We start from the raw sequence: 23171 nt of genomic DNA on the forward strand, positions 1-23171 counted from the left end.
AGCAGGTCCGCGAACCGCTTCCACTGCACCTGGCTCAACTCGTAGCGCTTCACCGACATCAAAGGGGCTCCGTCCATCGAACGGAGCCCTATGAATCAGACATCTCTCGCCGTGAGAATCCTGAATGTCGATACGCCCTAGCCCAGTTTCGCGGCGTAGGCCTCGGGTTTGAAACCCACCAGCAGGTCGCCGCCGGCCTCCAGCACCGGGCGCTTGATCATCGAAGGCTGGGCCAGCATCAGGGCGATGGCCTTGGCCTCGTCGACGCCCACCTTGTCGGCCTCAGGCAGTTTGCGGAAGGTGGTCCCGGCGCGGTTGAGCAAGACCTCCCAGCCGACCTTCCCGACCCAGGCCTGCAAGGTGGCGCAGTCGATCCCGACGGTCTTGTAGTCGTGGAAGTCGTAGTCGACGCCGTGGCCGTCCAGCCAGTCCCGGGCCTTCTTCATCGTGTCGCAGGCCTTGATGCCGTAGATCGTGGTCTTTCCCATCGTGGCGCTCCCCGTCCGAATCAGCGGCCAGCTTACCGGGCCACGCCCGGGTTGGAGACGTTGGGCCGGACCCCGGCCTGCTTCCAGTAGATGGCCGTGCCGCTGAGCCCGCCATGCGGCTTGTAGGCATAGTCGGGGATGACCCCGGCGAGCTTGAACCCCATGGCCTCATAGAGCGGGGCCGCGCCACCGTCCGTGGCGGTATCCAGCACCAGCAGGGTCCGGGACCTGGTCACGGCCAGGCGCTCGGCTTCCCGCAGCAGGGCGGTGGCGATCCCCCGGCCCCGGTGGCTGAGCCGCGTCATCATCTTGGCGATCTCGGCGCGGTGCGGCTGGTTGTCGGGGCAGTCCAGCAGCAGGGTCACCGTACCCACCAGGGCCTCGCCGTCGAAGGCGCCCAGGATGACGCGCTCGTCCCGGGCGGCGGCCGCGAGAGCGTGGTCCCAGAAGGCGTCGGCCGTCTCCCGGCTGATGGGGTGCATGAAGCTGACAGACGCGCCGCTGGTGACCGCCTCGATGAGCAGGTCGCTGAGGGCGTCCCGGTGGGTGGTGTCGAGCATCTGGATCATGGTCAGCTCCGGGCCAGGACGACGACATAGGTGCAAGGGTGCGCGGTCTCGTTGGCGATGGTCACCTCGCCGGGCGGGCCAAAGCCCAGGCAGTCGCCGGCGGCGAGCTCGTGGCGGTCGCCGCCCTCGTGGATGACCAGGTCGCCGGCCCGCACCCAGACCACCTGTCGGATGTGGGCGTAGGACGAGGCCGGCAGGGTCACGCGCTGGCCGGGGGGCAGTTCGACTTCGACAGTCTCAACAGGGTGGTCAGGGCGGCTGAACACCTGGCGGCGGCGGTAGCCGGTCTCGGGGTCGCGCCAGACCTGCTGGTCGGCCGCGCGCGTCAGGCGCTCCCCGCCGCCCTCGGCGCGGAGCAGGAGGCCGGCCAGGGTGAGGTCGAAGGCGCCGGCCAGGCGGACCAGGATGACGGCGGTGGGGCTGACCTCCTGACGCTCGATCTTGCTGATGGTGGCCTTAGAGACGCCAGCGCGCTCGGCGAGGTCAGCGAGCGACCAGCCGCGCATGTCACGCTCCAGCCTCAGGCGGCTGGCCAGCAGCGCTCCGGAATCGTCTACTAGAGTATCCATTCGTCTTGAATATGAGACGACAAAGGTGAGATCAACCCGATAGCGCGGCGCGGGGCCCACAGGCCGGCAAAAGCTCACCTCGAAGCATGGACATGGCGGGATGATCACGCCATGTGCAGGCCTTCGCTCCAGAGCCCCTTGAGACCGTCATGCCCGCTTACCGTTCCCGCACCTCCACCCATGGCCGCAACATGGCCGGCGCCCGCGGGCTCTGGCGCGCCACCGGGATGAAGGACGCCGACTTCGGCAAGCCGATCATCGCGGTGGTGAACTCCTTCACCCAGTTCGTGCCGGGCCACGTGCACCTCAAGGACCTGGGCCAGCTGGTGGCGCGCGAGATCGAGCGGGCCGGCGGGGTGGCCAAGGAATTCAACACCATCGCCGTCGACGACGGCATCGCCATGGGCCACGACGGCATGCTCTACAGCCTGCCTTCGCGCGAACTGATCGCCGACAGCGTCGAGTACATGGCCAACGCCCACTGCGTGGACGCCATGGTTTGCATCTCCAACTGCGACAAGATCACGCCAGGCATGCTGATGGCGTCCCTGCGGCTGAACATCCCCACGGTCTTCGTCTCCGGCGGGCCGATGGAGGCCGGCAAGGTGATCCTCAACGGCAAGGAAGTCGCCCTGGACCTGGTGGACGCCATGGTCGCCGCCGCTGACGAGTCCGTCTCCGACGAGGACGTGGCGACCATCGAGCGGTCGGCCTGCCCCACCTGCGGCTCCTGCTCGGGGATGTTCACCGCCAATTCGATGAACTGCCTGACCGAGGCGCTCGGCCTATCCCTGCCCGGCAACGGCTCGGTCCTGGCCACCCACGCCGACCGCGAGCGGCTGTTCCTGGAGGCCGGCCACACAGTGGTGGACATCACCCGGCGCTTCTACGAGCAGGACGACGCCAGCGTGCTGCCGCGCTCGGTGGCCAATTTCCAGGCCTTCGAGAACGCCATGAGCCTGGACATCGCCATGGGCGGCTCCACCAACACCGTCCTGCACCTGCTGGCCGCCGCCCATGAGGCGGAGGTCGACTTCACCATGGACGACATCGACCGTCTGTCGCGCCGGGTGCCCTGCCTGTCCAAGGTCGCGCCGGCCAAGTCCGACGTGCACATGGAGGATGTCCACCGCGCGGGCGGGGTCATGGCCCTGCTGGGGGAGCTGGAGCGCGGCGGCCTGCTGCACACCGACACCCCGACTGTCCACAGCGCCACCCTGGGGGAGGCCCTGGACCGCTGGGACATCGCCCGCACCACCAGCGAGAGCGTCCATACCTTCTTCAAGGCCGCGCCGGGCGGCGTGCCGACCCAGACCGCCTTCAGCCAGAGCCGCCGCTGGGACGCGCTGGACCTGGACCGGGCGGGCGGCGTGATCCGCAATGTCGAGAACGCGTTTTCCAAGGACGGCGGCCTGGCGGTGCTGAAGGGCAACCTGGCCCTGGACGGCTGCATCGTGAAGACGGCGGGCGTGGACGACAGCATCCTGGTCTTCACCGGCACGGCCCGGGTGTTCGAGAGCCAGGACGCCTCGGTGAGCGCCATCCTGACCGGCAAGATCAAGGCCGGCGACGTGGTGGTGATCCGCTACGAGGGGCCGCGCGGCGGGCCCGGCATGCAGGAAATGCTCTATCCCACCAGCTATCTGAAATCGAAGGGCCTGGGGAAGGCCTGCGCCCTGATCACCGACGGCCGGTTCTCCGGCGGCACCTCGGGCCTCTCCATCGGCCACGTCTCGCCCGAAGCCGCCGAGGGCGGGCTGATCGGCCTGGTGCAGGACGGCGACCAGATCGAGATCAACATCCCGCAGCGGAGCATCCACCTGGCCGTGAGCGACGCGGTGATCGCCGAGCGCCGGGCCGCGCAGTTGGCCCGGGGACCCGAGGCCTGGACCCCGGCCGCCAAGCGCGAACGCAAGGTCTCCATGGCCCTGCGCGCCTACGCCGCCTTCACCACCAGCGCCGCCCGCGGCGCGGTGCGGGACGTGGATCAGTTCAGAGGCTGACGGCGCGGGGGCCAGTCTGGCGCGGCCGACTCCGCGCTGATCGAACATGGCTCCGCCAGATCAGGCTTGCCGGGCCCTGATTATGACAGTCCTATTCCCGCCATTCAGGCCTGGAGGGATTGGGATGTCGAACCTGGGAACCATCGCCACGGATCGTCGCACGCTGCTGGCCGGAGGCGCGGCCGCCGCCCTGTTCACGCCCGGCCTGGCCCTCGCCGCCAGCGGCGACCTGCCCGCCATCCGCAAGGCCGCCGAGGCGGGCTACGCGGCCTCGGTGAAGCGCATCCAGGACTGGATCGCCCTGCCCTCCATCGCCGCCGAGAACCTCGATATGGAGAAGGGCGCCGACTACATGGCGGCCCTGGCCAAGGACGCCGGCTTCCATCACGTCGAGAAGGTGGCCACCGAGGGCGCGCCCGGCGTGTTCGCCACCCTGGATGTCGGCGCCAAGCGCTGGATGGGCATCTACTTCATGTACGACGTGAAGCAGTACGACCCCGCCGAGTGGAGCTCCCCGCCGCTGGAGGCGCGGATCGTCGACAAGCCCGGCTTCGGCAAGGTGATCGTCGGGCGCGGCGCGGTGAACCAGAAGGGGCCTCAGGCCGCCTTCCTGGCCGGGCTGCACGCCCTCCGCGCGGCCGGCAAGACATCGCCGGTGAACGTGGTGCTGATCTGCGAAGGCGAGGAGGAGATCGGCAGCCCCCACTTCCGCCAGATCGTCACCAAGCCCCACATCCTGGCCGCCCTGAAGAAGTGCGAGGGCGTGATCATCCCCGCCGGCTGGCAGAGCCCCAGCGACGGGGGCGTGACGGTCAACCTTGGCGCCAAGGGCATCGTCGAGCTGGAGCTGGTGGCGAGCGGCGCCAAGTGGGGTCGAGGCCCCAAGACCGACATCCACTCCAGCGAGAAGGCCCGGGTCGACAGCCCGGCCTGGCGGCTGGTGCAGGCGCTCACCACCCTGGTCACTCCGGACGGCAACAATCCGGCCATCGACAACTATTTCGAGAAGGTCCGTCCCCTGACACCCCGGGAGAAGGAGCTGATCGCCCTGGCCGGCAAGCAGCTCAGCGAGGCCGACGCCAAGAAGGCGCTGGGGGTCGAGCACTTCATCGACGACCTGCCCTGGGAGAAGACCCTGGAGCGGCTAGCCTCACAGCCGACGGTGAACATCGAGGGCCTAGTGTCGGGCTATACCGGCCCCGGCGGCAAGACCATCCTGCCCGGCCGGGCGGTGGCCAAGATGGACCTGCGCCTGGTGCCCAACATGACCGCCGAGGACTCGGTGGCCAAGCTGCGCGCCCACCTGGACAAGCGCGGCTTTGCGGACATCGAGGTCAATGTCAGCGGCGGCTACGACCCCACCGAGACCGACGAGAACAGCCGGCTGATCAAGGCCGAGCTGGCCACCTACAAGCGCAACAAGGTTCCGACCACCATCTATCCCCGCCTGGCCGGTTCGTGGCCAGGGGCGGTGTTCACCTCGGCGCCGGTCAGCCTGCCGGCCGGCCAGTTCGGCCTGGGTCACGGCAGCGGGGCGCATGCGCCCAACGAGTACTACGTGATCGAGTCCAGCAACCCGAAGGTCCAGGGCCTGGTGGGCTCGACCATGAGCTATGTGGATTTCCTCTACGAGATCGCCGCAGCGAAGTAGGCGCTACTTGGAGGCCTGCCGGGCCATGTACCAGGCGCCAAATTCGTGGCCGTCGAGCAGGCCGTCGGCGTTCTTGTCGGCCTTGGCGAACTCGGCGGCCGGCAGCTTGTAGGCGGCCCACTCGGCCTTGCTGAGCCGGTCATCCTTGTTGGTGTCGGCGGGATGGATGAACCGGCCCTCCGCCGCCATGGCGGTGGAGGCGGCGGCCAGGGCGGCGGCGAGGATCAGGAAACTCGGGCGCATGGGAAACTCCGCATCCGTGGAGCGGCTGACGGACCACGCGGGTGTGGCAGAATTTCGCCCCGCGAGGCGCCCGTCCGATGGCGAGGCTTGGATCGGCGGGCAAGAACCCCATCTAGCCATCAACCGGGCTTGGCCTCGGGCGGCCGGGCGCCTAGGGTCGCCGAAGATTGAAGGAGAAGATCGATGAGTCAGGAACGTGCGGTGCTGGCCGGCGGCTGCTTCTGGGGCATGCAGGATCTGATCCGCCGCTATGACGGCGTGATCTCCACACGGGTCGGCTATTCCGGCGGCGACGTGAAGAACGCCACCTATCGCAACCACGGGACCCACGCCGAGGCCATCGAGATCGTCTTTGATCCGGCGCGGATCAGCTACCGCGACCTGCTTGAGTTCTTCTTCCAGATCCACGATCCCACCACCAAGAACCGCCAGGGTAACGACATCGGCCTGAGCTATCGCTCGGCGATCTACTACACCGACGAGGCCCAGAAGCAGGTGGCCCTGGACACCATCGCCGACGTCGAGGCCTCGGGCCTGTGGCCGGGCAAGGTGGTGACCGAGGTCGAGCCGGTGGGCGACTTCTGGGAAGCCGAGCCGGAGCACCAGGACTATCTGGAGCGCATCCCCAACGGCTACACCTGCCACTTCGTGCGGCCGGGCTGGAAGCTGCCGGTCCGCGCCTCGGCCTAATTCAAGACGTTAGCCGCTGGTCAGGGCTTGGCCACCTCGAGGTCGAGCCTCTGGAGGGCCACCGCGCGGGTGGGCGCCAGCAGGAAGCCGCCCTTGATGCGCCCGTGCTCGCAGGTCCAGGTGAAGGTGGCCTCCATGGCGGTCAGGGGCGTCACCGCCTCGCTCGCGGGACAGGCCCCGACCTCGGCCTTCAGCCGGGCCAGGTCGCGCGCCCAGCGCGCCTCGTCGCGGTCCATCAGGAAGTTGATAGCCAGGGCGGGCCTGGCGCCGGCCACCGTGCCGGCCGCCCAGACGCCACGGACGACCTGATAGGCCTCCCTCACGCCCTGGCTCACCGGAACTAACCTGTCGGGGATCGCGTCGACGTCGGCGAGGGCCAGGGCGGCCCTGAGCACGGGCACGGACGGCCCGGCATAGGTCCGGTTGGACAGGGCGAAGATCCCGACTCCACGGTCAGGCAGCAACAGGACGTTGGACCCGTAGCCAGGATAGCCGCCGCCGTGGGTGAGGTAGCGGCCCAGGTCACAGTCATCGATGACGATCCAGCCCATGCCGTAGGTGCGCGCGATCCGGCACGGTTCGCCGGCGGTGGTCGCTCGCATCACGCCGCGCGGGAAGTTGGAGCCCTCGACGATCTCGCGCACGGTGGCGCGCGCGACGGGGCCGGCCTCGGCGTCGTCGCGGGGCGGCCAGGCTGAGAGCAGGAAGCCCACCCAGCGCGCATAGTCGTTGGCGGTGGTCTCGACGCCGCCCATGGCGCCGAACGCGCCGTCGGCCATGTCAGGTTCGCGGACCCAGGCGTCGTCCTGCCAGCGGTAGCCGTTGGCGCGGCGTTCAGCCGGCGACTTGGCGACGTCGTAGCTGGTGGACCCCATGCCGAGCGGCGCCTGGATCGTGTCGCCGATATAGGCCTGGTAGGGCATGCCTGAGACATTGGTGATGATGCGGCCAAGGGTGGCGTAGCCGAAGTTGGAATACTCCATCGCCAGGCCCGACGACCGCGCGAACGGCACGCCGGTCTTCAGCATCTGCGTGAACGCGGCCTCCGACAGCGGCTGCTGCCGGTCCCCCCAGGGATCGTCGGTGACGAACCCGGCGGTGTGGTGAAGCAGGTCGCGGACGCGGATCTTGCGGCTGTCGCGGGTGGGATAGGTCCAGCTCCGCATCTCCGGCACATAGGTCTCAGCAGGCGCGTCGAGGGACAGCCTGCCCTCGTCCCGCAGCTTCAGGATGGCGAGCGCCGTGAAGGCCTTGCTCATCGAGGCGATGCGGAAGCGGGTGTCGGCAGTGACCGGCGCCTTGGAGGTGGGGTCCTGGACCCCCAGGCTCCTCACCGCCACCAGCCTGCCGTCCTGGACGACCCCGTAGACGAGGCCGGGGACGTGAGAGTCCAGCCGCCAGGTCTCGAAGATCTGGTCGATCTCCCTCAGCACGTCGGCCGTGGGCGGGGCAGCCTGCAGGGACTGAGGCGCGAGCAGTGCGGCGAGGATCGCCACGGCCATCGTCCGAAATCGCTTCAACATGGACCTGCCCCCGCCGCGAACCGAAATCCTTCCTCGCCCACCGTGGCGCGGCAGGCAAGTCGGCCGAGCTTGGCGGGCTCAGGCTAGGGGCGGCGCCCTACTCCCACTCGATCGTCCCAGGGGGCTTGCTCGTCACGTCGTAGACCACGCGGTTGACGCCGCGGACCTCGTTGATGATCCGGGTGGCGCAGCGGCCCAGGACCTCCCAGGGGAATTCGAAGAAGTCGGCGGTCATGCCGTCGGTGGAGGTGACGGCGCGCAGGGCCAGCACGTCCTCATAGGTGCGGGCGTCGCCCATGACGCCGACGGTCTTGACCGGGAGCAGCACCGCGAAGGCCTGCCAGATCTTGTCGTAGAGGCCGGCCTTGCGGATCTCGTCCAGATAGATGGCGTCGGCCTGCTGCAGGACGGCGACCTTTTCGCGGGTGATCTCGCCGGGGATGCGGATGGCCAGGCCGGGGCCCGGGAACGGGTGGCGGCCGACGAAGGCCGGGGCGAGGCCAAGCTCCACGCCGAGCGCGCGGACCTCGTCCTTGAAGAGCTCGCGCAGGGGCTCCACCAGCTTCAGCTTCATGTAGTCGGGCAGGCCGCCGACATTGTGGTGGCTCTTGATCACCGCCGAGGGGCCGCCGCTGGTGGAGACGCTCTCGATCACGTCGGGATAGAGGGTGCCCTGGGCGAGGAAGGCCGCGCCCTCGATCTTGGCGCTCTCCTTGTCGAAGACCTCGATGAACAGGCGCCCGATGGTCTTGCGCTTGGCCTCGGGGTCGCTGACGCCCGCCAGCTCGCCGAGGAACAGGTCGCCGGCGTCCACGTGGATGAGCGGAATGTTGTAGTGGTCGCGGAACAGGGTGACGACCTGCTCGGCTTCGTTGTGGCGCAGCAGGCCGGTGTCGACGAAGACGCAGGTCAGCTGGGCGCCGATGGCCTCGTGGATCAGGACCGCGGCCACCGAGGAGTCGACGCCGCCCGACAGGCCGCAGATCACCTTGCCGTCGCCGACCTGGTCGCGGATCTTCGCCACCACCTCCTGGCGGAACGAGGCCATGGTCCAGTCGCCCGTCAGGCCCGCGATGCCGTGGGTGAAGTTCCGCAGCATCTGGGCGCCGCGCGGGGTGTGGGCCACCTCCGGGTGGAACTGGATGCCATAGAAGCGGCGAGCCTCGTCGGCGATGACCGCGTAGGGGGAGCCCGGCGAGGAGGCGACGACCTCGAAGCCTTCCGGGATGGCGGTGATCTTGTCGCCGTGGCTCATCCAGACGGTTTCCAGATCGCCGACATCGCCGAGGCCGGCCAGCAGGGGCGAGGCCTTTTCGATCTTGATCTCGGCGCGGCCGAACTCGCGGTGATGGCCGCCCTCGACCTTGCCGCCCAGTTCGGCGCACATGGTCATCTCGCCGTAGCAGATGCCCAGCACCGGGACTCCCAGTTCGAAGACCCGCCGGGTGACGGCGGGGCTCTCGGCCTCGTGGACGCTGGCTGGGCCGCCGGACAGGATCACCGCCTTGGGGGCGAAGTCGGCCAGCATGGCCTCGACCTTGTCGTAGGGATGGATCTCGCAGAAGACGCCGCTCTCGCGCAGGCGCCGCGCGATCAGCTGGGTCACCTGGCTGCCGAAATCGACGATTAGGACGCGTTCGTGGGTGGGGGTCATGGGGCTTTGTCGGCGAGAGGTTGGGTTCGCTCCAGCACCGCGACGAAGAAGCCGTCGGTGGCGGCGGTGGCGGGGGTCAGGCGGAGATAGCCTTCCGGGGTCAGGTGCGCAGTGAGGTGTTCGTCGGACGTCGCGGGTTTGACGGCGAAACCTTCCGTGCGGGCCAGGAAGGCGGCGACGCGGTCCTCGTCCTCCTCGGGCAGGACCGAGCAGGTGACGTAGATCAGGCGGCCGCCGGGCTTCACGAAGGCGGCGCCCAGGTCCAGCACGGCGTCCTGGTCGGACTGACGGCGGGCGAAGGTCTCCTCGCTGAGCCGCCACTTGGTGTCGGGATGGCGGCGCCAGGCGCCGGACCCGGAACAGGGGGCGTCGATGAAGACCACGTCCATCTTGCCTTCCAGGCCGACCAGCGGCCCCTCGGTCACCGGCGAACGGATCTGCAGGTTGCGGACGCCGGCGCGGTCGGCCCGGCGGATGGTGTCGGCCAGGCGCCGCGCCTCGCTGTCATAGGCGTAGATCTGACCGGTGTTGCCCATGGCGGCGGCAAGCGCGAGGGTCTTGCCCCCGCCTCCGGCGCAGAGGTCCAGGACCTGGGCGCCCTTGACCTGGCCGGCGCAGGCCGCGGCGATCTGAGAGCCGAGATCCTGCACCTCGAACCAGCCCTTGGAGAAGGCCGGAATGGTCTCGACGGCGCCGGCCCGGTCGGTGGCGGCGGGCGCAGGGATGCGCAGGGCGTTGGGCAGTTCCGGCACGGCGGCGGCGTTCAGTGGCTGGGTAGCCTTGAGCGCGCGGGCGGGATCGGTCTTCAGCGTATTGACCCGCAGGTCGATGGGGGCCCGTTCAGAGAGCGCCTCGCCTTCCCGCGCGGCGGCGTCGCCAAAGGCGCGGGCGAAGCTGGCCTCCAGCCACTGCGGATAGTCGCCGCGCACGGACGCTGGCGCGTCGGCCAGGTCGCGGGGCGTCTCGAGGGCCGCGGTCTCGGCCTCGGTGAGCGCGCCGTGGCCGTGGGGTTCCTCGGTGACGGCGGCGGCGATACGGTCGACCGGCCAGTCCCACTCGTATTTCAGCACGCCCAGGATGGCGGCGCGAACGCTGTCGTCGCCCATCTTCCAGGCGATGGAGCGGCGACGGCGCAGGGCGTCGAGCACCAGGCCGGAGACCCAGGCGCGGTCCTTGGAGCCGGCGTAGCGGGCGTCATTGCCCCAGGACTTGAGGGCCAGGCGCACCGGCCGGTGGCGTTCCTCGACGTCGGTGAGAACCTCGATGGCGGCCGAGAGGCGTCCCCCGTCACGCAAGGGCTTGGCCCGCCGTCACAGGAAGATGGCGGCGACGACCGCCAGGGTGCCGCAGAACCCGATGAACCAGACAAGGCTGCGCAGGAAGGGGATGGCGATCACGTAGAGGATTGGGTGCAGGGCGCGGGCGGCCACGTAGAGCACCGAGCCCCACAGCGTCAGGTCCCCCAGCTTGGCCGCCAGATAGGCGATGATCACCGCCGCGGCGTGGAGCGGGAAGGTCTCCAGGAAGTTGGCGTAGGCGCGTTCCAGCCGGCCTGCGGCGCCGGTGAGCTTGATCGGCTGGTCGCGGGGTCCGCGACCGTAGGTCAGGCCCTGCTGCCCCCGGGCGGCCAGGGTCGCCCAGAGGAACTGGACGAGGCCCACCACCACCGCGGCGGCCAGGAGCTGCAACTCGAGGGCGGCGGCGGTCATCATACCGGGCTCGTATAGTTGGGGGCCTCACGGGTCATCATGACGTCGTGGACGTGGCTCTCGCGCAGACCGGCGCCGGTGATCCGGATGAACCGGGCCTTGTCGCGGAAGGCCTGCAGGTCGGCGGCGCCGGTATAGCCCATGGCGGCCCGGAGACCGCCCACCATCTGGTGCAGGATGGCGGCGATGGGACCCTTGTAGGCGACCTGGCCCTCGATGCCCTCGGGCACCAGCTTGAGGGCCGAGACCTCCTTCTGGAAGTAGCGGTCGGCCGAGCCGTTGGCGGTGGACATGGCGCCCAGGGACCCCATGCCGCGATAGGCCTTGTAGGAGCGACCCTGGTACAGGAAGACCTCGCCCGGCGCCTCGTCGGTGCCGGCGAAGGCCGAGCCCATCATGGCCACCTGGGCGCCCATGGCCAGCGCCTTGGCCAGGTCGCCGGAGTACTTGATGCCGCCGTCGGCGATGACCGGCACGTCGGTGCCGGCCGCGGCGCGCACGGCGTCGGCGATGGCGGTCAGCTGGGGCACGCCCACGCCGGCCACGATACGGGTGGTGCAGATGGAGCCCGGGCCGATGCCGACCTTCACCGCGTCGGCGCCGGCGTCGATCAGCGCCCGCGCGCCTTCGTAGGTGGCGACGTTGCCGGCGACGATCTGGACCCGGTTGGTCTCGCGCTTCAGGCGGGCGACGGCCGCGGCGACATCGGCGTTGTGGCCGTGGGCGGTGTCGATCACCACCACGTCGACGCCGGCGTCCACCAGGGCCATGGAGCGCTCATAGCCGCCGTCGCCCACGGTGGAGGCCGCGCCCACCAGCAGGCGGCCCTGGGCGTCCTTGGCGGCGATGGGGTGGGCCTGGGCCTTTTCCATATCCTTGACGGTGATCAGGCCGACGGCGCGGTAGGCCTCATCGACGACGATGATCCGCTCGATCTTGTGCTTGCGCAGGAGGGCGCGGGCCTCGTCCTGGGTGCAGCCTTCGCGCACCGTGATCAGGTTTTCCTTGGTCATCAAAGCCTTGGCCGGGACTTCGCTGGAGCCCTCGAACCGCATGTCGCGGTTGGTCAGGATGCCCACCAGCTTGCCGGTGCCGGGCTCGACCACCGGGAAGCCGGAGATCTTGCGCCGCGTCTTGATGGCCAGGACCTCGCTGAGCGGGGTGTCCGGGTTGATGGTCAGCGGGTTGATGACCATGCCGCTTTCGTAGCGCTTCACCTCGCGGACCTGCTCGGCCTGCTCGTCCGGCGTCATGTTCCGGTGCAGCACGCCCAGACCGCCGGCCTGGGCCATGGCGATGGCCAGGCGGCTCTCGGTGACGGTGTCCATGGCCGAGGACACAAGCGGTATGTTCAGACGGATTTCGCGCGTGAACCGGGTGGCGGTGTCCACCTGGCCGGGCATCACATCGGATGCGCCGGGTTCGAGCAAAACGTCGTCGAAGGTGAGCCCTTCGCGAATCTCCATTGGAGTCTCCATTTTGCGAGCCGCGTATAAGGCGTCCGTATGGGGTCGGGCAAGGGCAGCGTCCAGCAGGGTCATGTCGAGGGCTCCTTGTTGAGGCCGAAGGTCATGGCGAACATGACCAGGCAGAGGGCGGCCCCGCCCGTCAGGGCGAGGGTCGGCGAGCGGTCGATGGCCAGGCCGTAGAGGGCCGGGCCGCCGATCTGGGCGATCTGGGCCGGGCGGCCGAGGACCGCCGAGCGGTAGGCGTATCCTTCAGGCCCCCAGATGCTGAGCGGCAGCACCCCCTTGGCCACGGTGAGCATGCCGTTGCCGGCGCCTTGGCCCAGCGCCATGGCGGGGGCCGCGACCTTGCCGAAGGTGAGCAGGGCCGCGGCGCCCAGGGGGTGCATGAGGGTGGCCGCGCGGGTGGCCAGCAGCGGCGGGAAGCGGCGCAGGACGGCGAACTCCAGGGCGCGGATGGCGACGGCGGCCAGGCCCACCAGGGCGGCGGTGGACATGGCGGCCGTCACGGAGAGACCAAACGCCACCAAGAGCCGCGGAAGATGGGTGCTCATGCAGGTGGAAATGAACCAGGCCCCCGCAAATAGAACCGATAGCTGGATCATCGCGCGGTCCCAGACCACCGGCGCGGGGGGGCCGACATTGGCCGACATGTGGCCGCCGAGGTCTCGTGGAATGACGAGGGCGCCCAGGGGCAGGCAGATGAGAATGTGGGCCGCCGCCCAGGCCAGACAGGCGCCCTGCCAGCCCAACTGCTGGCCCAGCCAGTGGGTGACGGGAAAGCCGAGGCTGGAACCCAGGCCGCCGATCAGGGCCACCCCGGTGATCGAGCGCCGGGCCTGGTCGCCATAGAGGGTGACCAGGATGGCGAAGGGCGTGCCGTAGAGACCCAAGGCCATGGCCAGGCCCAGGACAATCATGCCGAGGGTCAGGAGGACGGGGCCCCGCGCCAGGCCGATGAGGCCAAGGCCGGCGGCGAACACCAGGTTGGAGATCAGCAGCGGAGCCTTGCCGCCATGGCGGTCGACCCAGCGTCCGGCGGACGGCGCGGCCACCGCGCTGGCGGCCAGGGCCACCGACATCAGGCTGAAGACGAAGGTGGGTGCGAGGCGGAGCTCGGCGGCGATGTCGTCGCCCAGCACACCGATCAGATAGAAGCTGGAGGCGAAGGCGATGGTCTGCCCCAGCCCCAGGGCCAGCATGATCACGGTCTGGGGCGGGTGAGGGTTCGACGCCATCCCCAGCTTGTGCGCCGATTGCCTGATGACGGAAATCGACATATTGGCAAAGGGATGTTCGAAAATCTCACATCAAGCCCCCTGCCCTCCCTGAACGCCCTGCGCGCCTTCGAGGCCATGGCGCGCACCGGGCGGGCGACCCTGGCGGCGGACGAGCTGCACGTCACCCATTCGGCGGTGAGCCGGCAGGTGAAGGCCCTGGAGCTGAGCCTGGGGGTGCGGCTGTTCACCGGGCCCAAGCATCGGCTGGAGCTGACCCCGGCCGGCGCGGCCCTGCTGCCGGCCCTGACCGCCGCCTTCGACCAGATCACCGGCGCCGTGCGCCAGGCGCGCGGGGGGGGCGAGGACCTGCACATCGCGGTCAACGCCAGCATCTCGGTGAAGTGGCTGATCCCCCGCCTGTCGCGGTTCACCCAGGCCCATCCCGGCGTGCGCCTGCATCTGACGGAGCTGGCCTCCCACGCGGTCAGCCAGCGCGGGGCCGACGCGGTGGTGCGGCTGGTCCCCACCAGCCGGCTGGCCGATCCCCTGGTCACCCCCTTCATGCCCAGCCACTTAGGCGCGGTGATGGCGCCGAGCCTGGCGCAGCGTTTCCCCGACGCCTTGCGGGCGCCGCGCCTGACGGCCCAGAGCCACCCGCAGGGCTGGGCGATCTGGGCGGCCCTGGCGGGACTGGAACTGCCCCCGGCTCCCGAGCAGCCCTTCGCCCACCTGCATTTCGCCCTCGACGCCGCCATCGCGGGGCTGGGGGTGGCGATCATGCCCTGGCCGCTGGTGGCCGACTATGTGCGCAATGGGCGGCTGGTCTCGCCCTTCGGCTTCATCCCGGCCCAGAGCGGGTTCGCCCTACTGGCCGCGCCGGGGGTCAGCAGCCGGGCGCTGGATCAGTTCCGGGGGTGGCTGCTGGCGGAGGGCGCCAGGACGCAGGCGCCGCCCTCAGTCTAGGGCAACGCTTGGCCGGCAGGCGGCCTTCACTGTAATTCATACAGTGTCACCAGAATTTAGAAGGCGACCACACCACACTGCTGAGCGCCGGCGACCGGCTGGAGTTCGGCCCGCCCGCCGATGTTTTGTATCGCAACGACGGCGAGGCCGTGGCGCGCTATCTGGTCGCCGTCGTGCGGGGCTAGCCTTACCGGACGTGGGGCGCCATTGCGAAGAGGCGCCCAAGCTGCGCTCGCCCATCCCAGTCACGCGGCGACATCTCTGAGACGTCCCCCATTACAGGCCGTGCGAAGCATCGCTCGAGACCGAGCGACTAACAGCCCTGGCACTTAGACCTGCTTGGCTCCGACAGGTCCTCGAGGATGACGCAGTTCGGGCCGGGTCCGCCGACACAGACAGCCTCGCAGTCATTCACCATCTGGATGAGGTTGGTCTCTAGCGCCCGTAGCGCCTCCAGCTTGGCCTGAACGAGAGTCAGGTTGTCGCGCGCCAAGTCCCGAGCGTCCGTACACGAACGATCCTCATTCTCCAGCAGGTCGACCAAGCTGCGGACCTGCTCGATGGGAAAGCCAAATTCCCGGCATCGCCGGATGAAGGTCAGGCGAGTGAGGTCGGTTTGGCCATAGGTGCGGTGGCCGCCCTCACGGCGATCCGGCCGCTTCAGGAGCCCGATCTGCTCGTAATAGCGGATCGTCGGCGGGTTCGTGCCGCTGCGCTCAGCAAGGCGGCCGATAGAAAGGGCGCGGTCCATGCAGGCTCCGAAAACAACGCTTGAACCTCAAGTGACTTGAAGTCCTACAGCTCCACCAGATGAGGGCCGCCCGAGCGGAAGGCAAGCATGACGGACAGTGAATCTTCCGTCGCCTGCACCCGCCGCATAGCGAGCAGCTGTCCCTCGGCCTGCGCATGGGAGAACCAATGATGATCGATATCTCGAAAGCCGGCTTGGAAGCCTCGGTGTCACCAGGGATCATGGACAAGGCCGCGCCGCGCACGGCGCTGGCCACGTCCGGGGGCGCGATGGCCTGCGCGGCCTGCTGCGTTCTGCCCGTGGCTTTCCCCGCCATCGCCCTGGCCGGCGGGGGCGCCCTGCTCATCTGGATCGACGCGGCGACCAACGTGATGTTCGTCGCGGCGCTGCTGTCGGTGACGGGAGCGTGGGGCTGGGTGATCTATCGCGCGCGTTCGACCGGCAAGCGCACCGCGAAACCCACCCTGCTGATGATGCAGGCCGCGACGGCCGTGCTGGTGCTGGGCCTGGCCTTCCCGGCCTACGAACCGTTCGTCATCAAGCTGATCAAGGGCTGACCGCCATGATGAAGAAGGGCGGAATTCTCGTCGGGGTGGCCTGCGCCGGAGCCTGCGCCATGCCCCTGGTGATCCCACTCCTGGCGGGCGCCAGCCTGGCCACGGCGGCGGCTTGGCTTGCGAAGCTTGGCTGGGAGGCCATCGCCTGTGGCGCGCTGGCGCTGGTGGCTGTAGCTGTCCTGTTCGTGAGCGCCCGGCGACCGCGGCCCACCTGCCCCACCGAAGGGGAAAGCTGCCGCATCGACGGGCGTTGCGGATGCCGCCCGGGCGCGAAGGCGACATAGGGACACTGCATGACCTGGCTGATCTACGCCCTCGCCGCCCTGGCTGAAATCGCAGGGTGCTTCGCGTTCTGGGCTTGGATCAGGCTTGATCGCTCTCCGCTCTGGATAGCCCCCGGCGTCGTGTCGCTGGCCCTCTTTGCGTACCTGCTCACCCGGGTCGACAGCGAGGCCGCGGGGCGCGCCTATGCGGCCTATGGCGGCGTCTACATCGTCGCCTCGGTCCTCTGGCTATGGCTTGTCGAGCATCGGACGCCGGACCGGTGGGACATCCTCGGCGCGTCGGTGTGCCTCGTGGGCGCCGCGATCATCCTGGCTGGGCCGCGGACGACCTGAGGGTTTCGCGAGGCGAGCGGACTGGAGGCCAGCGGCGAGCCGCGACCCCAGGCGGCCCTCCGGCGGCTTGAGACCGTCAGGGCGCGGTTGTGAAGCGAATGATGCGCGGCGTCACAGGTTGACCGGCAATGTTCTGGAAGTTCGTGTGGCTCGGACTATTGGCGCCCACCGCGTAGGAAAGGCCCGGTCTCAGGCGCATCCGGATGCGAAATGTGCGGCCGTCTTCCGAAAAGCTTGGAGAGCCTATGAACTCGGGCGCGGCCCCGGCAGGCCCGGTTGTCACCGACATCCGGTCTCGCGCCATGGGTTCGCTGAACTCGAAAACCAGGGTCTGTTCCCCGGCGGGCACCCCCTTTGCGCCATCGGCCGGCCATGACCCGACCAACTGAGGCTCGGACGATGCGACCACGGATGTGAGAGCCAGGGCGACAAGGCTCGCTAGCATTTGATGACTCTTGATTGTTGCGTCGGAGGCTTGGCCGATCAGCATGCCTGTAAAGCGCCACCGTGAAGCTACATCACCGAACGCAGCTCGTCGATTTCAGGTTGTCGGGTCCAAACGCTCGCGTGCGCCAGGTCGGCGGTTTCGATGCCCCTCTCCCACGCGCCCGGGAGAGGACCCAGAACCGCGCTAGCCTGCCCTAGGGCTTGGGCAGTTTCCTGTCGGCGCGGCAGGTCTTCAGGGGCTGCTGCCTGACGGTGTGGATGCGGGTGATGCGGCGTTGCTTGGGGTCGGTCTGGACCCGCAGGCAGACGCAGCCATAGCCGTAGGAACTGCCGTTGGTGACCACCCAGTCGCGTTCGGTGAGGTCTGGCACGTCGTCGAGACCGCGCGCCTGGAAGCCGCCCTGCGTGGCTATGGTCCATTCCCCGGCGCTGTCGAACAGCCACCAGTTGCCCGGCGACGGGTTCTGCAGCCAGCCGCAGCGCGTCTCGCCGGCGAGCTTCTTGGGGGCGGCCTGGGCAGGCGCGCCCGCAACCAGGGGCGCAAGAACGGCGGCGATCGCGACGGCGCGACCGAGACGGCTGATGAGACGCGCGGTCATGGGGTCGGCCCTTAGGACTGTTGGTCACCGACCAGGAGTAGCGTCACCAGACTTGGGATCGTGTCATGGTGTCAAGGAGTCGCGCCCTCCGGCGCGTCGGTGCGGAGGGGCGTGAATGGGCATCCTGGACTGGTTGACGGGCAGCAAGCCCGCCCCGAGCGGCGTGGCGCGCGAGAGCGTCGCCAAGTTGCGCCAACGGCTGCTGGCGGTGAACCGCCCGACCGCGCCCTTCAAGGTGCGCGAGGCGACCAAGAAGGAAGGCTGCGACCTGGTGGCCGAGTGGCGGATCGTCGACGCCAAGTGGTACGAAATCTTCGCCAAGGCCGGCATCAAGCGGGTCTTCAAGGTGCTGATGAAGTTCGACGAGGCCAAGGGCGAGGTCCGGGCGGTCGACGAGGAATGGGAGGTGGAGTGGCGCGCGGGCGTCCCCACCCTGTCGGCCAGCGCCAGGGCCTCCCGAGGTCAAAGCTGGGAGAAGAGCTTCGAGACCGTCTACGCCTTCGACGAGGAGGACCTCTCGTTCGGCAAGATCTACTCGTACAAATTCGACACCCGCGAGATCAAGGATCCGCTGGTGGAGGCCGCGCACGCGGGCGGCTGGGGCTGGCGAGGCGTCGCGTTCGGGAAGCTGTAATCCCCAATGCGACGCCGCCTGCGGCCTAGAACAGGCCGGCGCGCTGCCCGATCACGAAGATCGCCACGACGATCAGCAGGACCTGAACGATCCAGTTGAGGGGTGAAGGGATCGGCAGCTTCTGGACGGCCCAGAGGGCGAGGGCCAGAAGGACGATGACGACGATGATGAAGATGAGAATGGACATGAGGGGCTAACCTCCACCGTTGAAGAAGGTTCCAGCGGCGGTGCTGGTCCCGGCGGGCTTGGCTGGGCTCTCGACAGCGGTCGCGCGTGCGCCCATGTGGTCATGACCTGTCCGGAGCCCGCCATGACCGACGCCCCCTCCTCCGCCGCCGCCCCCTGGGACCAGGATTTCCTGCCGCCGGCGCCGCCCTGGCAGGGGGCGAGCCAGGCGCTGTTGCGGGACGTGACCGACCCGTGGGTGACGGCGTTCGAGGCCGATCCCGAGCATGACTTCAGCCCCGACTACGCCGACACCCGGGCCTGGTTCGACCGGCTGGAGGCGGCCTCCCCCTGGATCCGCATCGAGGTGTTCGGGACCTCGCCGGAGGGGCGGCCGATCTATGCGGTGATCGCCAGCAAGGATGGGGCGACCTTCGATCCGGCCAAGCCGGTGCTGCTGGCCCAGGCCGGCATCCATCCGGGTGAGATCGACGGCAAGGACGCGGGCATGATGCTGCTGCGCGACATCTGCTTCTACGGCAAGGACGGCCTGCTGGACCGGGCCAACCTGATCCTGGCGCCGATCCTGAGCGTGGACGGACACGAGCGGGCCTCGCGCTATTCGCGACCCAACCAGCGGGGGCCGCGCATCCAGGGCTGGCGCAACACCGCCACGAACCAGAACCTCAACCGCGACTACATGAAGCTGGACCAGCCGGAGATGCAGGCGGCGCGCGGGCTGCTGAACCGGTACCGGCCCGACCTCTATGTGGACATCCACGTCACCGACGGGCTCGATTACCAGTACGACCTGACCTACGGCTACAACGGCGAGGCGCGGTCGTGGTCGCGCTCGCCGGCCATCGCCGTCTGGCTGGACGATGTGCTCAAGCCGGCGATGAACGCGGCGCTGGAGGCCGAGGGCCACATCCCCGGCGAACTGGTGTTCGGCCTGGACGACAATGATCCCAAGAAGGGCCTCTCGGACGGGGGGCTGGGAGAGCGGTTCTCCAACGGCTGGGGCGCGGCGGCCCACGTGCCCACCATCCTGATCGAGAACCATAGCCTCAAGCCCCACGCCCAGCGGGTGCTGGCCACCTATGTGTTCCTCGAGACCTCGCTGCGGCTGCTGGCCGACCAGGGTGCGGGCCTGCGGGCGGCGATCACGGCCAACCGGGCGCTGCGGCCGGCGGAGATCCCGGCCAACTTCGTGCCCGGCAAGGCCCCGGCGCGGATGCGCAGCTTCAAGGGCATCGCGTATGAGACCTATGAGAGCGTGGCCTCGGGGCGGCGCGAGATCCGCTGGCTGGGGGAGGCCGACCCGGAGCCGTGGTGCCTGCCCCACTTCCTGTCGGAGCCGACCCTGACCCTGGCGCGGCCCAAGGGGTACTGGGTTCCAGGCTATCGCAAGGACCTGATCGAGCGCCTTGGGCTGCACGGGGTTGAGATGGAGGCGGTCGCGGCCCCCACCACCGTGAGCGTCGAGATGCTGCGCCTGGGCAAGCCTGAGATCGCCACCCAGGCGGCCGAGGGCCACGTGGCCATCACCGTCAAGGCGGTGACGCCCGAGCGCCGCGACTGGACCTTTTCGCCGGGTTCGGTGCGGATTTCGACCGATCAGCCGTTGGGGGACCTGGTGGTGCTGCTGCTGGAGCCGCAGTCCAGCGAGAGCTTCTTCGCCTGGGGGATGATCCCCGAGGTGCTGACCCGGGTGGAATATATCGAGGCCTACGCCATCGCGCCCCTGGCCGACGCCATGCTGGCCGGGGACCCGAAGCTGAAGGCCGAATTCGAGGCGAAGCTGGCGGCGGACCCGAAGTTCGCCGGCAGCCCTGGTGCGCGGCTGGCCTGGTTCTACAAGCGCACGCCGTTCTACGACGACCGCTACCTGCTCTATCCGATCGGGCGGGAGGTTTAGGGAGGCCCCTAGGCCTGGATGAAGGGCTGGAAGCCGCCATAGATCATCCGCTTGCCGTCGAAGGGGGTGTTGGTCTGATCGTACTGCTGCATGCGCGGATCGGTCATGACCTTGGCGTTGATCGCGTCCCGCTGCTCGCGGCTCTCGTAGACGATCCAGGAGAAGATCACGACCTCGTCGTCGGTGGCCTGGACGGCGCGGGGGAACGAGGTCAGTTCGCCATAGGGCACATCGTCGCCGATGCATTCGACATAGGCCAGGGCGCCCAGCTCTTTCCAGACCTCGGCGCCCAGGCTGGCCATCTTCTTGTAGTCCTCGATCTTGGTCTTGGGGACCGCGAGGATGAAACCGTCGACATAGGGCATGGGGGTCTCCTGTTGTTTCCTGTCCCCAGGACGCACCAAGACGGCGCGATCCGACAGCGGCGAGACCAGGTTTTTTCGCCGGCTTTCCGTGGCGTCCGCCGGGGGTGAAGGTCGCAAGCCCTTGCCGTGCCTGACGCAGGGCCACCGACGGCAGCGGTTTTTACGCGCCCTGGCGGCCACCAATCGGCGCGCGTCGCGTTGAGATGGCGACTCCACCGCCTCGATCAGGATCCTCGACATGACCAAGCCCAATGATGCGCCCGCGAGCGACACCTCGCACGTGGGGACCGGCGGCGAACTGCATCAGACCGCCAGCGCGCCAGAGGCGCGGATGACCACCAATTTCGGCGTGCCGATCAGCGACCACCAGAATTCGCTGAAGGCCGGCCCGCGGGGCCCCAGCCTGCTGGAGGACTTCGTCCTGCGGGAGAAGATCCAGCACTTCGACCATGAGCGCATTCCAGAGCGGATCGTCCATGCCCGCGGCTCGGCGGCGCACGGGTTCTTCGAGCTGACGGAGTCGTTGGAAAAGTACACCCGCGCCAAGATCCTCACCGAGGTCGGCGTGAAGACCGAGCTGTTCGCCCGCTTCTCCACCGTGGCCGGCGGCGCGGGCAGCATCGACACGCCCCGCGACGTCCGCGGCTTCGCCGTGAAGTTCTACACCAAGGAGGGCAACTGGGACCTGGTGGGCAACAACATCCCGGTGTTCTTCATCCAGGACGCCATGAAGTTCCCCGACCTGGTGCACGCGGTGAAGATGGAGGCCGACCGCGGCTATCCGCAGGCCGCCAGCGCCCACGACACCTTCTGGGACTTCATCGGGCTGATGCCCGAGAGCATGCACATGATCATGTGGGCGATGTCGGACCGGACCATTCCGCGCAGCTTGCGGATGATGGAGGGCTTCGGCGTCAACACCTTCCGGCTGCTGAACGATAAGGACGAGGCCACCTTTGTGAAGTTCCACTGGCGGCCGAAGCTGGGGACCCAGTCCACCTGCTGGGACGAGGCGGTGAAGATCGCCGGCGCCGATCCGGACTACCACCGCCGCGACCTGTTTGAGTCCATCGACAGCGGCGCCTTCCCCGAGTGGGAGTTCGGCGTGCAGTTGCTGTCTCAGGCGGAGGCCGACGCCCTTCCCTTCGACATCCTCGACGCCACCAAGCTGATCCCTGAGGAGCTGGTCCCCATCAAGGTGATCGGGCGCATGGTGCTGAACCGCAACGTCGACAACTTCTTCGCCGAGACCGAGCAGGCGGCCTTCCTGCCGACCAACATGCCGCCGGGTATCGACGCCTCGGAGGACCCGCTGCTGCAAGGACGGCTGTTCTCCTACCAGGACACCCAGCTGTCGCGGCTGGGCTCGGTGAACTTCCACCAGCTGCCGATCAACCGCGCCAAGGGCTGCCCCTTCCAGAACCTGCAGCGCGACGGGCACATGCAGATGGAGATCCCCGTCGGCCGGGCCAATTACGAACCCAACAGCCTGGGCCTGGTGGGCGAACCGGGCGGCCCGCGCGAGGACCCCAAGGGTGGCTTCCGGACGGCCCAGGTGATGAATGACGGGCCCAAGGTGCGGCTGCGGGCCGAGACCTTCGCCGATCACTACAGCCATGCGCGGCTGTTCTACGCCTCGCAGACCACCATCGAGCAGGCCCACATGGCCAGCGCCCTGGTGTTCGAGCTGTCCAAGTGCAGCTTCGAGCATGTGCGGCTGCGCATCCTCGGCAACCTGCAGAACATCGACACCGACCTGGCCCAGCGCGTGGCCGACGGCCTGGCCATGGACTTGCCGGCCAAGGCGGAGGCCGCCGTGGAGCCCGTGGACATGGACGCCTCGCCGGCCCTGCGCATCGTCGGCAAGTATCCCGAGACCCTGAACGGCCGGGCGGTGGGCATCCTGGTCACCGACGGCGCCGACGGCGCGGTGATCAATGCGGTGAAGAAGGCGGCGCTGGCCGAAGGGGCCAGCGTCAAGATCATCGCCCCCAAGGTGGGCGGCGTGACGCTGAAGGACGGCAAGATGCTGCCGGCCGACGGCCAGCTGGCCGGGACCCCCTCGGTGCTGTTCGACGCCGTGGCCCTGGTGCTGTCGGAGGCCGGCTGCGCCGAACTGCTGAAGGAGAGCGCGGCGACGGACTTCGTGTCCAACGCCTTCGTCCACCTGAAGGCCATCGGCCTCACATCCGAGGCCCAGCCGCTGCTGGACAAGGCCAATGTCGAGCCGGACGCCGGGATCGTGGACCTGGCGGCAGGCGCCGACGGCTTCATCCCGCCGGCCCGCACCCGCCAGTGGGACCGCGAGCCAAAGGTGCGCATGCTGGCGTAGGGATATTGAGCGCGGCCCTTCATCGCCCTTCTCCCCTT

At 68.8% G+C, this 23171-nt stretch carries 25 protein-coding genes; 10 read left to right on the forward strand and 15 right to left on the reverse strand.

What is annotated here, in order from left to right:
- Positions 1–137: 137 nt before the first annotated feature.
- Genes Q8N10_RS09815 through Q8N10_RS09825 form a run of 3 tightly spaced genes read right to left on the reverse strand, consistent with a single transcriptional unit; the run spans position 138 to position 1626 of the window.
- A complete protein-coding gene (locus Q8N10_RS09815) occupies positions 138–488 on the reverse strand; it encodes an ArsC family reductase (RefSeq protein ID WP_304781477.1) in 351 nt (116 codons plus the stop codon).
- Positions 489–520: 32 nt separating this feature from the next.
- On the reverse strand, positions 521–1057 hold the full coding sequence (locus Q8N10_RS09820; protein ID WP_304781479.1) for a GNAT family N-acetyltransferase: 537 nt from the start codon (positions 1055–1057) through the stop codon (positions 521–523).
- Positions 1058–1059: 2 nt separating this feature from the next.
- A complete protein-coding gene (locus tag Q8N10_RS09825) occupies positions 1060–1626 on the reverse strand; it encodes an XRE family transcriptional regulator (protein WP_304781482.1) in 567 nt (188 codons plus the stop codon).
- 149 nt (positions 1627–1775) lie between these two features.
- Here Q8N10_RS09825 and ilvD point away from each other — a divergent pair, with 149 nt between their 5' ends.
- Positions 1776–3629 (forward strand): dihydroxy-acid dehydratase, encoded by a 1854-nt coding sequence (gene ilvD / locus Q8N10_RS09830; RefSeq protein WP_304781484.1) that lies wholly within the window; start codon positions 1776–1778, stop codon positions 3627–3629.
- Positions 3630–3753: 124 nt separating this feature from the next.
- Complete coding sequence (locus Q8N10_RS09835) at positions 3754–5280, forward strand: M20/M25/M40 family metallo-hydrolase (RefSeq protein WP_304781487.1); 1527 nt, start codon at positions 3754–3756, stop codon at positions 5278–5280.
- A 3-nt stretch (positions 5281–5283) separates the two neighbouring features.
- On the opposite strand, the gene Q8N10_RS09840 is transcribed toward Q8N10_RS09835, so the two are convergent.
- Positions 5284–5523 carry a hypothetical protein gene (locus Q8N10_RS09840; RefSeq protein ID WP_304781490.1) on the reverse strand — a complete coding sequence of 80 codons (240 nt, stop codon included), beginning with the start codon at positions 5521–5523 and terminating at the stop codon, positions 5284–5286.
- 183 nt (positions 5524–5706) lie between these two features.
- On the opposite strand from Q8N10_RS09840, the gene msrA reads away from it, so the two are divergent.
- Positions 5707–6213: a peptide-methionine (S)-S-oxide reductase MsrA gene (gene msrA / locus Q8N10_RS09845; protein WP_304781493.1), complete on the forward strand. Its 507-nt coding sequence runs from the start codon at positions 5707–5709 to the stop codon at positions 6211–6213.
- Between the two features lie 20 nt (positions 6214–6233).
- Here the strand turns inward: msrA and Q8N10_RS09850 are convergent, their stop codons facing one another.
- From Q8N10_RS09850 to Q8N10_RS09875, 6 genes are all read right to left on the reverse strand, one after another.
- Complete coding sequence (locus Q8N10_RS09850; protein WP_304781496.1) at positions 6234–7736, reverse strand: serine hydrolase; 1503 nt, start codon at positions 7734–7736, stop codon at positions 6234–6236.
- Positions 7737–7833: 97 nt separating this feature from the next.
- Positions 7834–9390 (reverse strand): glutamine-hydrolyzing GMP synthase, encoded by a 1557-nt coding sequence (gene guaA / locus Q8N10_RS09855; RefSeq protein WP_304781498.1) that lies wholly within the window; start codon positions 9388–9390, stop codon positions 7834–7836.
- Complete coding sequence (locus Q8N10_RS09860) at positions 9387–10685, reverse strand: RsmB/NOP family class I SAM-dependent RNA methyltransferase (RefSeq protein WP_304781501.1); 1299 nt, start codon at positions 10683–10685, stop codon at positions 9387–9389. Before Q8N10_RS09860 ends, guaA begins: the two co-directional genes overlap by 4 nt.
- 15 nt (positions 10686–10700) lie before the next feature.
- The gene (locus tag Q8N10_RS09865) at positions 10701–11102 is read right to left on the reverse strand and encodes an MAPEG family protein (protein WP_304781504.1); all 402 of its coding nucleotides are present in this window, start codon (positions 11100–11102) and stop codon (positions 10701–10703) included.
- Positions 11099–12565: an IMP dehydrogenase gene (guaB, locus tag Q8N10_RS09870; protein ID WP_304781507.1), complete on the reverse strand. Its 1467-nt coding sequence runs from the start codon at positions 12563–12565 to the stop codon at positions 11099–11101. Before guaB ends, Q8N10_RS09865 begins: the two co-directional genes overlap by 4 nt.
- A gap of 71 nt (positions 12566–12636) precedes the next feature.
- Entirely contained in the window at positions 12637–13803 is a 1167-nt protein-coding gene (locus Q8N10_RS09875; protein WP_304781510.1) for an MFS transporter, read from the reverse strand.
- 54 nt (positions 13804–13857) lie between these two features.
- On the opposite strand from Q8N10_RS09875, the gene Q8N10_RS09880 reads away from it, so the two are divergent.
- Positions 13858–14748, forward strand: coding sequence for a LysR substrate-binding domain-containing protein (locus Q8N10_RS09880; protein ID WP_304781512.1), 891 nt, complete (start codon positions 13858–13860; stop codon positions 14746–14748).
- A 313-nt stretch (positions 14749–15061) separates the two neighbouring features.
- On the opposite strand, the gene Q8N10_RS09885 is transcribed toward Q8N10_RS09880, so the two are convergent.
- Entirely contained in the window at positions 15062–15499 is a 438-nt protein-coding gene (locus tag Q8N10_RS09885) for a helix-turn-helix domain-containing protein (RefSeq protein WP_304781515.1), read from the reverse strand.
- 167 nt (positions 15500–15666) lie between these two features.
- On the opposite strand from Q8N10_RS09885, the gene Q8N10_RS09890 reads away from it, so the two are divergent.
- Genes Q8N10_RS09890 through Q8N10_RS09900 form a run of 3 tightly spaced genes read left to right on the forward strand, consistent with a single transcriptional unit; the run spans position 15667 to position 16673 of the window.
- A complete protein-coding gene (locus tag Q8N10_RS09890; RefSeq protein ID WP_304781518.1) occupies positions 15667–16056 on the forward strand; it encodes a hypothetical protein in 390 nt (129 codons plus the stop codon).
- A gap of 5 nt (positions 16057–16061) precedes the next feature.
- Positions 16062–16340: a hypothetical protein gene (locus Q8N10_RS09895; protein ID WP_304781521.1), complete on the forward strand. Its 279-nt coding sequence runs from the start codon at positions 16062–16064 to the stop codon at positions 16338–16340.
- A gap of 9 nt (positions 16341–16349) precedes the next feature.
- The gene (locus tag Q8N10_RS09900; protein WP_304781523.1) at positions 16350–16673 is read left to right on the forward strand and encodes a YnfA family protein; all 324 of its coding nucleotides are present in this window, start codon (positions 16350–16352) and stop codon (positions 16671–16673) included.
- Positions 16674–16749: 76 nt separating this feature from the next.
- On the opposite strand, the gene Q8N10_RS09905 is transcribed toward Q8N10_RS09900, so the two are convergent.
- Both Q8N10_RS09905 and Q8N10_RS09910 read right to left on the reverse strand, forming a co-directional pair.
- On the reverse strand, positions 16750–17163 hold the full coding sequence (locus Q8N10_RS09905) for an Ig-like domain-containing protein (protein WP_304781526.1): 414 nt from the start codon (positions 17161–17163) through the stop codon (positions 16750–16752).
- 151 nt (positions 17164–17314) lie between these two features.
- Positions 17315–17719, reverse strand: coding sequence for a DUF4087 domain-containing protein (locus Q8N10_RS09910; protein ID WP_304781528.1), 405 nt, complete (start codon positions 17717–17719; stop codon positions 17315–17317).
- Between the two features lie 115 nt (positions 17720–17834).
- On the opposite strand from Q8N10_RS09910, the gene Q8N10_RS09915 reads away from it, so the two are divergent.
- Positions 17835–18353, forward strand: coding sequence for a hypothetical protein (locus Q8N10_RS09915; RefSeq protein ID WP_304781530.1), 519 nt, complete (start codon positions 17835–17837; stop codon positions 18351–18353).
- Positions 18354–18378: 25 nt separating this feature from the next.
- On the opposite strand, the gene Q8N10_RS09920 is transcribed toward Q8N10_RS09915, so the two are convergent.
- Complete coding sequence (locus Q8N10_RS09920; RefSeq protein ID WP_304781533.1) at positions 18379–18540, reverse strand: hypothetical protein; 162 nt, start codon at positions 18538–18540, stop codon at positions 18379–18381.
- 123 nt (positions 18541–18663) lie between these two features.
- On the opposite strand from Q8N10_RS09920, the gene Q8N10_RS09925 reads away from it, so the two are divergent.
- Positions 18664–20436, forward strand: coding sequence for a M14 family metallopeptidase (locus tag Q8N10_RS09925; RefSeq protein WP_304781535.1), 1773 nt, complete (start codon positions 18664–18666; stop codon positions 20434–20436).
- An 8-nt stretch (positions 20437–20444) separates the two neighbouring features.
- Here the strand turns inward: Q8N10_RS09925 and Q8N10_RS09930 are convergent, their stop codons facing one another.
- Positions 20445–20801 carry a DUF1428 domain-containing protein gene (locus Q8N10_RS09930; protein ID WP_304781538.1) on the reverse strand — a complete coding sequence of 119 codons (357 nt, stop codon included), beginning with the start codon at positions 20799–20801 and terminating at the stop codon, positions 20445–20447.
- A 238-nt stretch (positions 20802–21039) separates the two neighbouring features.
- Between Q8N10_RS09930 and Q8N10_RS09935 the strand changes: the two genes are divergently transcribed.
- Positions 21040–23133 (forward strand): catalase, encoded by a 2094-nt coding sequence (locus Q8N10_RS09935; protein WP_304781540.1) that lies wholly within the window; start codon positions 21040–21042, stop codon positions 23131–23133.
- Positions 23134–23171 lie beyond the last annotated feature (38 nt).

Source organism: Phenylobacterium sp. (assembly GCF_030693625.1).
Lineage (GTDB): Bacteria > Pseudomonadota > Alphaproteobacteria > Caulobacterales > Caulobacteraceae > Phenylobacterium > Phenylobacterium ferrooxidans.

Coding starts and splice junctions, on each gene's coding strand:
- Q8N10_RS09900 (WP_304781523.1), top strand. CDS start 16,350: ATGACCTGGCTGATCTACGCCCTCGCCGCCCTGGCTGAAATCGCAGGG.
- Q8N10_RS09875 (WP_304781510.1), bottom strand. CDS start 13,803: ATGGCGTCGAACCCTCACCCGCCCCAGACCGTGATCATGCTGGCCCTG.
- ilvD (WP_304781484.1), top strand. CDS start 1,776: ATGCCCGCTTACCGTTCCCGCACCTCCACCCATGGCCGCAACATGGCC.
- Q8N10_RS09935 (WP_304781540.1), top strand. CDS start 21,040: ATGACCAAGCCCAATGATGCGCCCGCGAGCGACACCTCGCACGTGGGG.
- Q8N10_RS09820 (WP_304781479.1), bottom strand. CDS start 1,057: ATGATCCAGATGCTCGACACCACCCACCGGGACGCCCTCAGCGACCTG.
- Q8N10_RS09815 (WP_304781477.1), bottom strand. CDS start 488: ATGGGAAAGACCACGATCTACGGCATCAAGGCCTGCGACACGATGAAG.
- Q8N10_RS09895 (WP_304781521.1), top strand. CDS start 16,062: ATGATGAAGAAGGGCGGAATTCTCGTCGGGGTGGCCTGCGCCGGAGCC.
- Q8N10_RS09865 (WP_304781504.1), bottom strand. CDS start 11,102: ATGATGACCGCCGCCGCCCTCGAGTTGCAGCTCCTGGCCGCCGCGGTG.
- Q8N10_RS09915 (WP_304781530.1), top strand. CDS start 17,835: ATGGGCATCCTGGACTGGTTGACGGGCAGCAAGCCCGCCCCGAGCGGC.
- Q8N10_RS09890 (WP_304781518.1), top strand. CDS start 15,667: ATGATGATCGATATCTCGAAAGCCGGCTTGGAAGCCTCGGTGTCACCA.
- guaA (WP_304781498.1), bottom strand. CDS start 9,390: ATGACCCCCACCCACGAACGCGTCCTAATCGTCGATTTCGGCAGCCAG.
- Q8N10_RS09840 (WP_304781490.1), bottom strand. CDS start 5,523: ATGCGCCCGAGTTTCCTGATCCTCGCCGCCGCCCTGGCCGCCGCCTCC.
- guaB (WP_304781507.1), bottom strand. CDS start 12,565: ATGGAGATTCGCGAAGGGCTCACCTTCGACGACGTTTTGCTCGAACCC.
- Q8N10_RS09880 (WP_304781512.1), top strand. CDS start 13,858: ATGTTCGAAAATCTCACATCAAGCCCCCTGCCCTCCCTGAACGCCCTG.
- Q8N10_RS09920 (WP_304781533.1), bottom strand. CDS start 18,540: ATGTCCATTCTCATCTTCATCATCGTCGTCATCGTCCTTCTGGCCCTC.
- Q8N10_RS09910 (WP_304781528.1), bottom strand. CDS start 17,719: ATGACCGCGCGTCTCATCAGCCGTCTCGGTCGCGCCGTCGCGATCGCC.
- Q8N10_RS09850 (WP_304781496.1), bottom strand. CDS start 7,736: ATGTTGAAGCGATTTCGGACGATGGCCGTGGCGATCCTCGCCGCACTG.
- msrA (WP_304781493.1), top strand. CDS start 5,707: ATGAGTCAGGAACGTGCGGTGCTGGCCGGCGGCTGCTTCTGGGGCATG.
- Q8N10_RS09925 (WP_304781535.1), top strand. CDS start 18,664: ATGACCGACGCCCCCTCCTCCGCCGCCGCCCCCTGGGACCAGGATTTC.
- Q8N10_RS09905 (WP_304781526.1), bottom strand. CDS start 17,163: ATGCTGATCGGCCAAGCCTCCGACGCAACAATCAAGAGTCATCAAATG.
- Q8N10_RS09930 (WP_304781538.1), bottom strand. CDS start 20,801: ATGCCCTATGTCGACGGTTTCATCCTCGCGGTCCCCAAGACCAAGATC.
- Q8N10_RS09885 (WP_304781515.1), bottom strand. CDS start 15,499: ATGGACCGCGCCCTTTCTATCGGCCGCCTTGCTGAGCGCAGCGGCACG.
- Q8N10_RS09825 (WP_304781482.1), bottom strand. CDS start 1,626: ATGGATACTCTAGTAGACGATTCCGGAGCGCTGCTGGCCAGCCGCCTG.
- Q8N10_RS09835 (WP_304781487.1), top strand. CDS start 3,754: ATGTCGAACCTGGGAACCATCGCCACGGATCGTCGCACGCTGCTGGCC.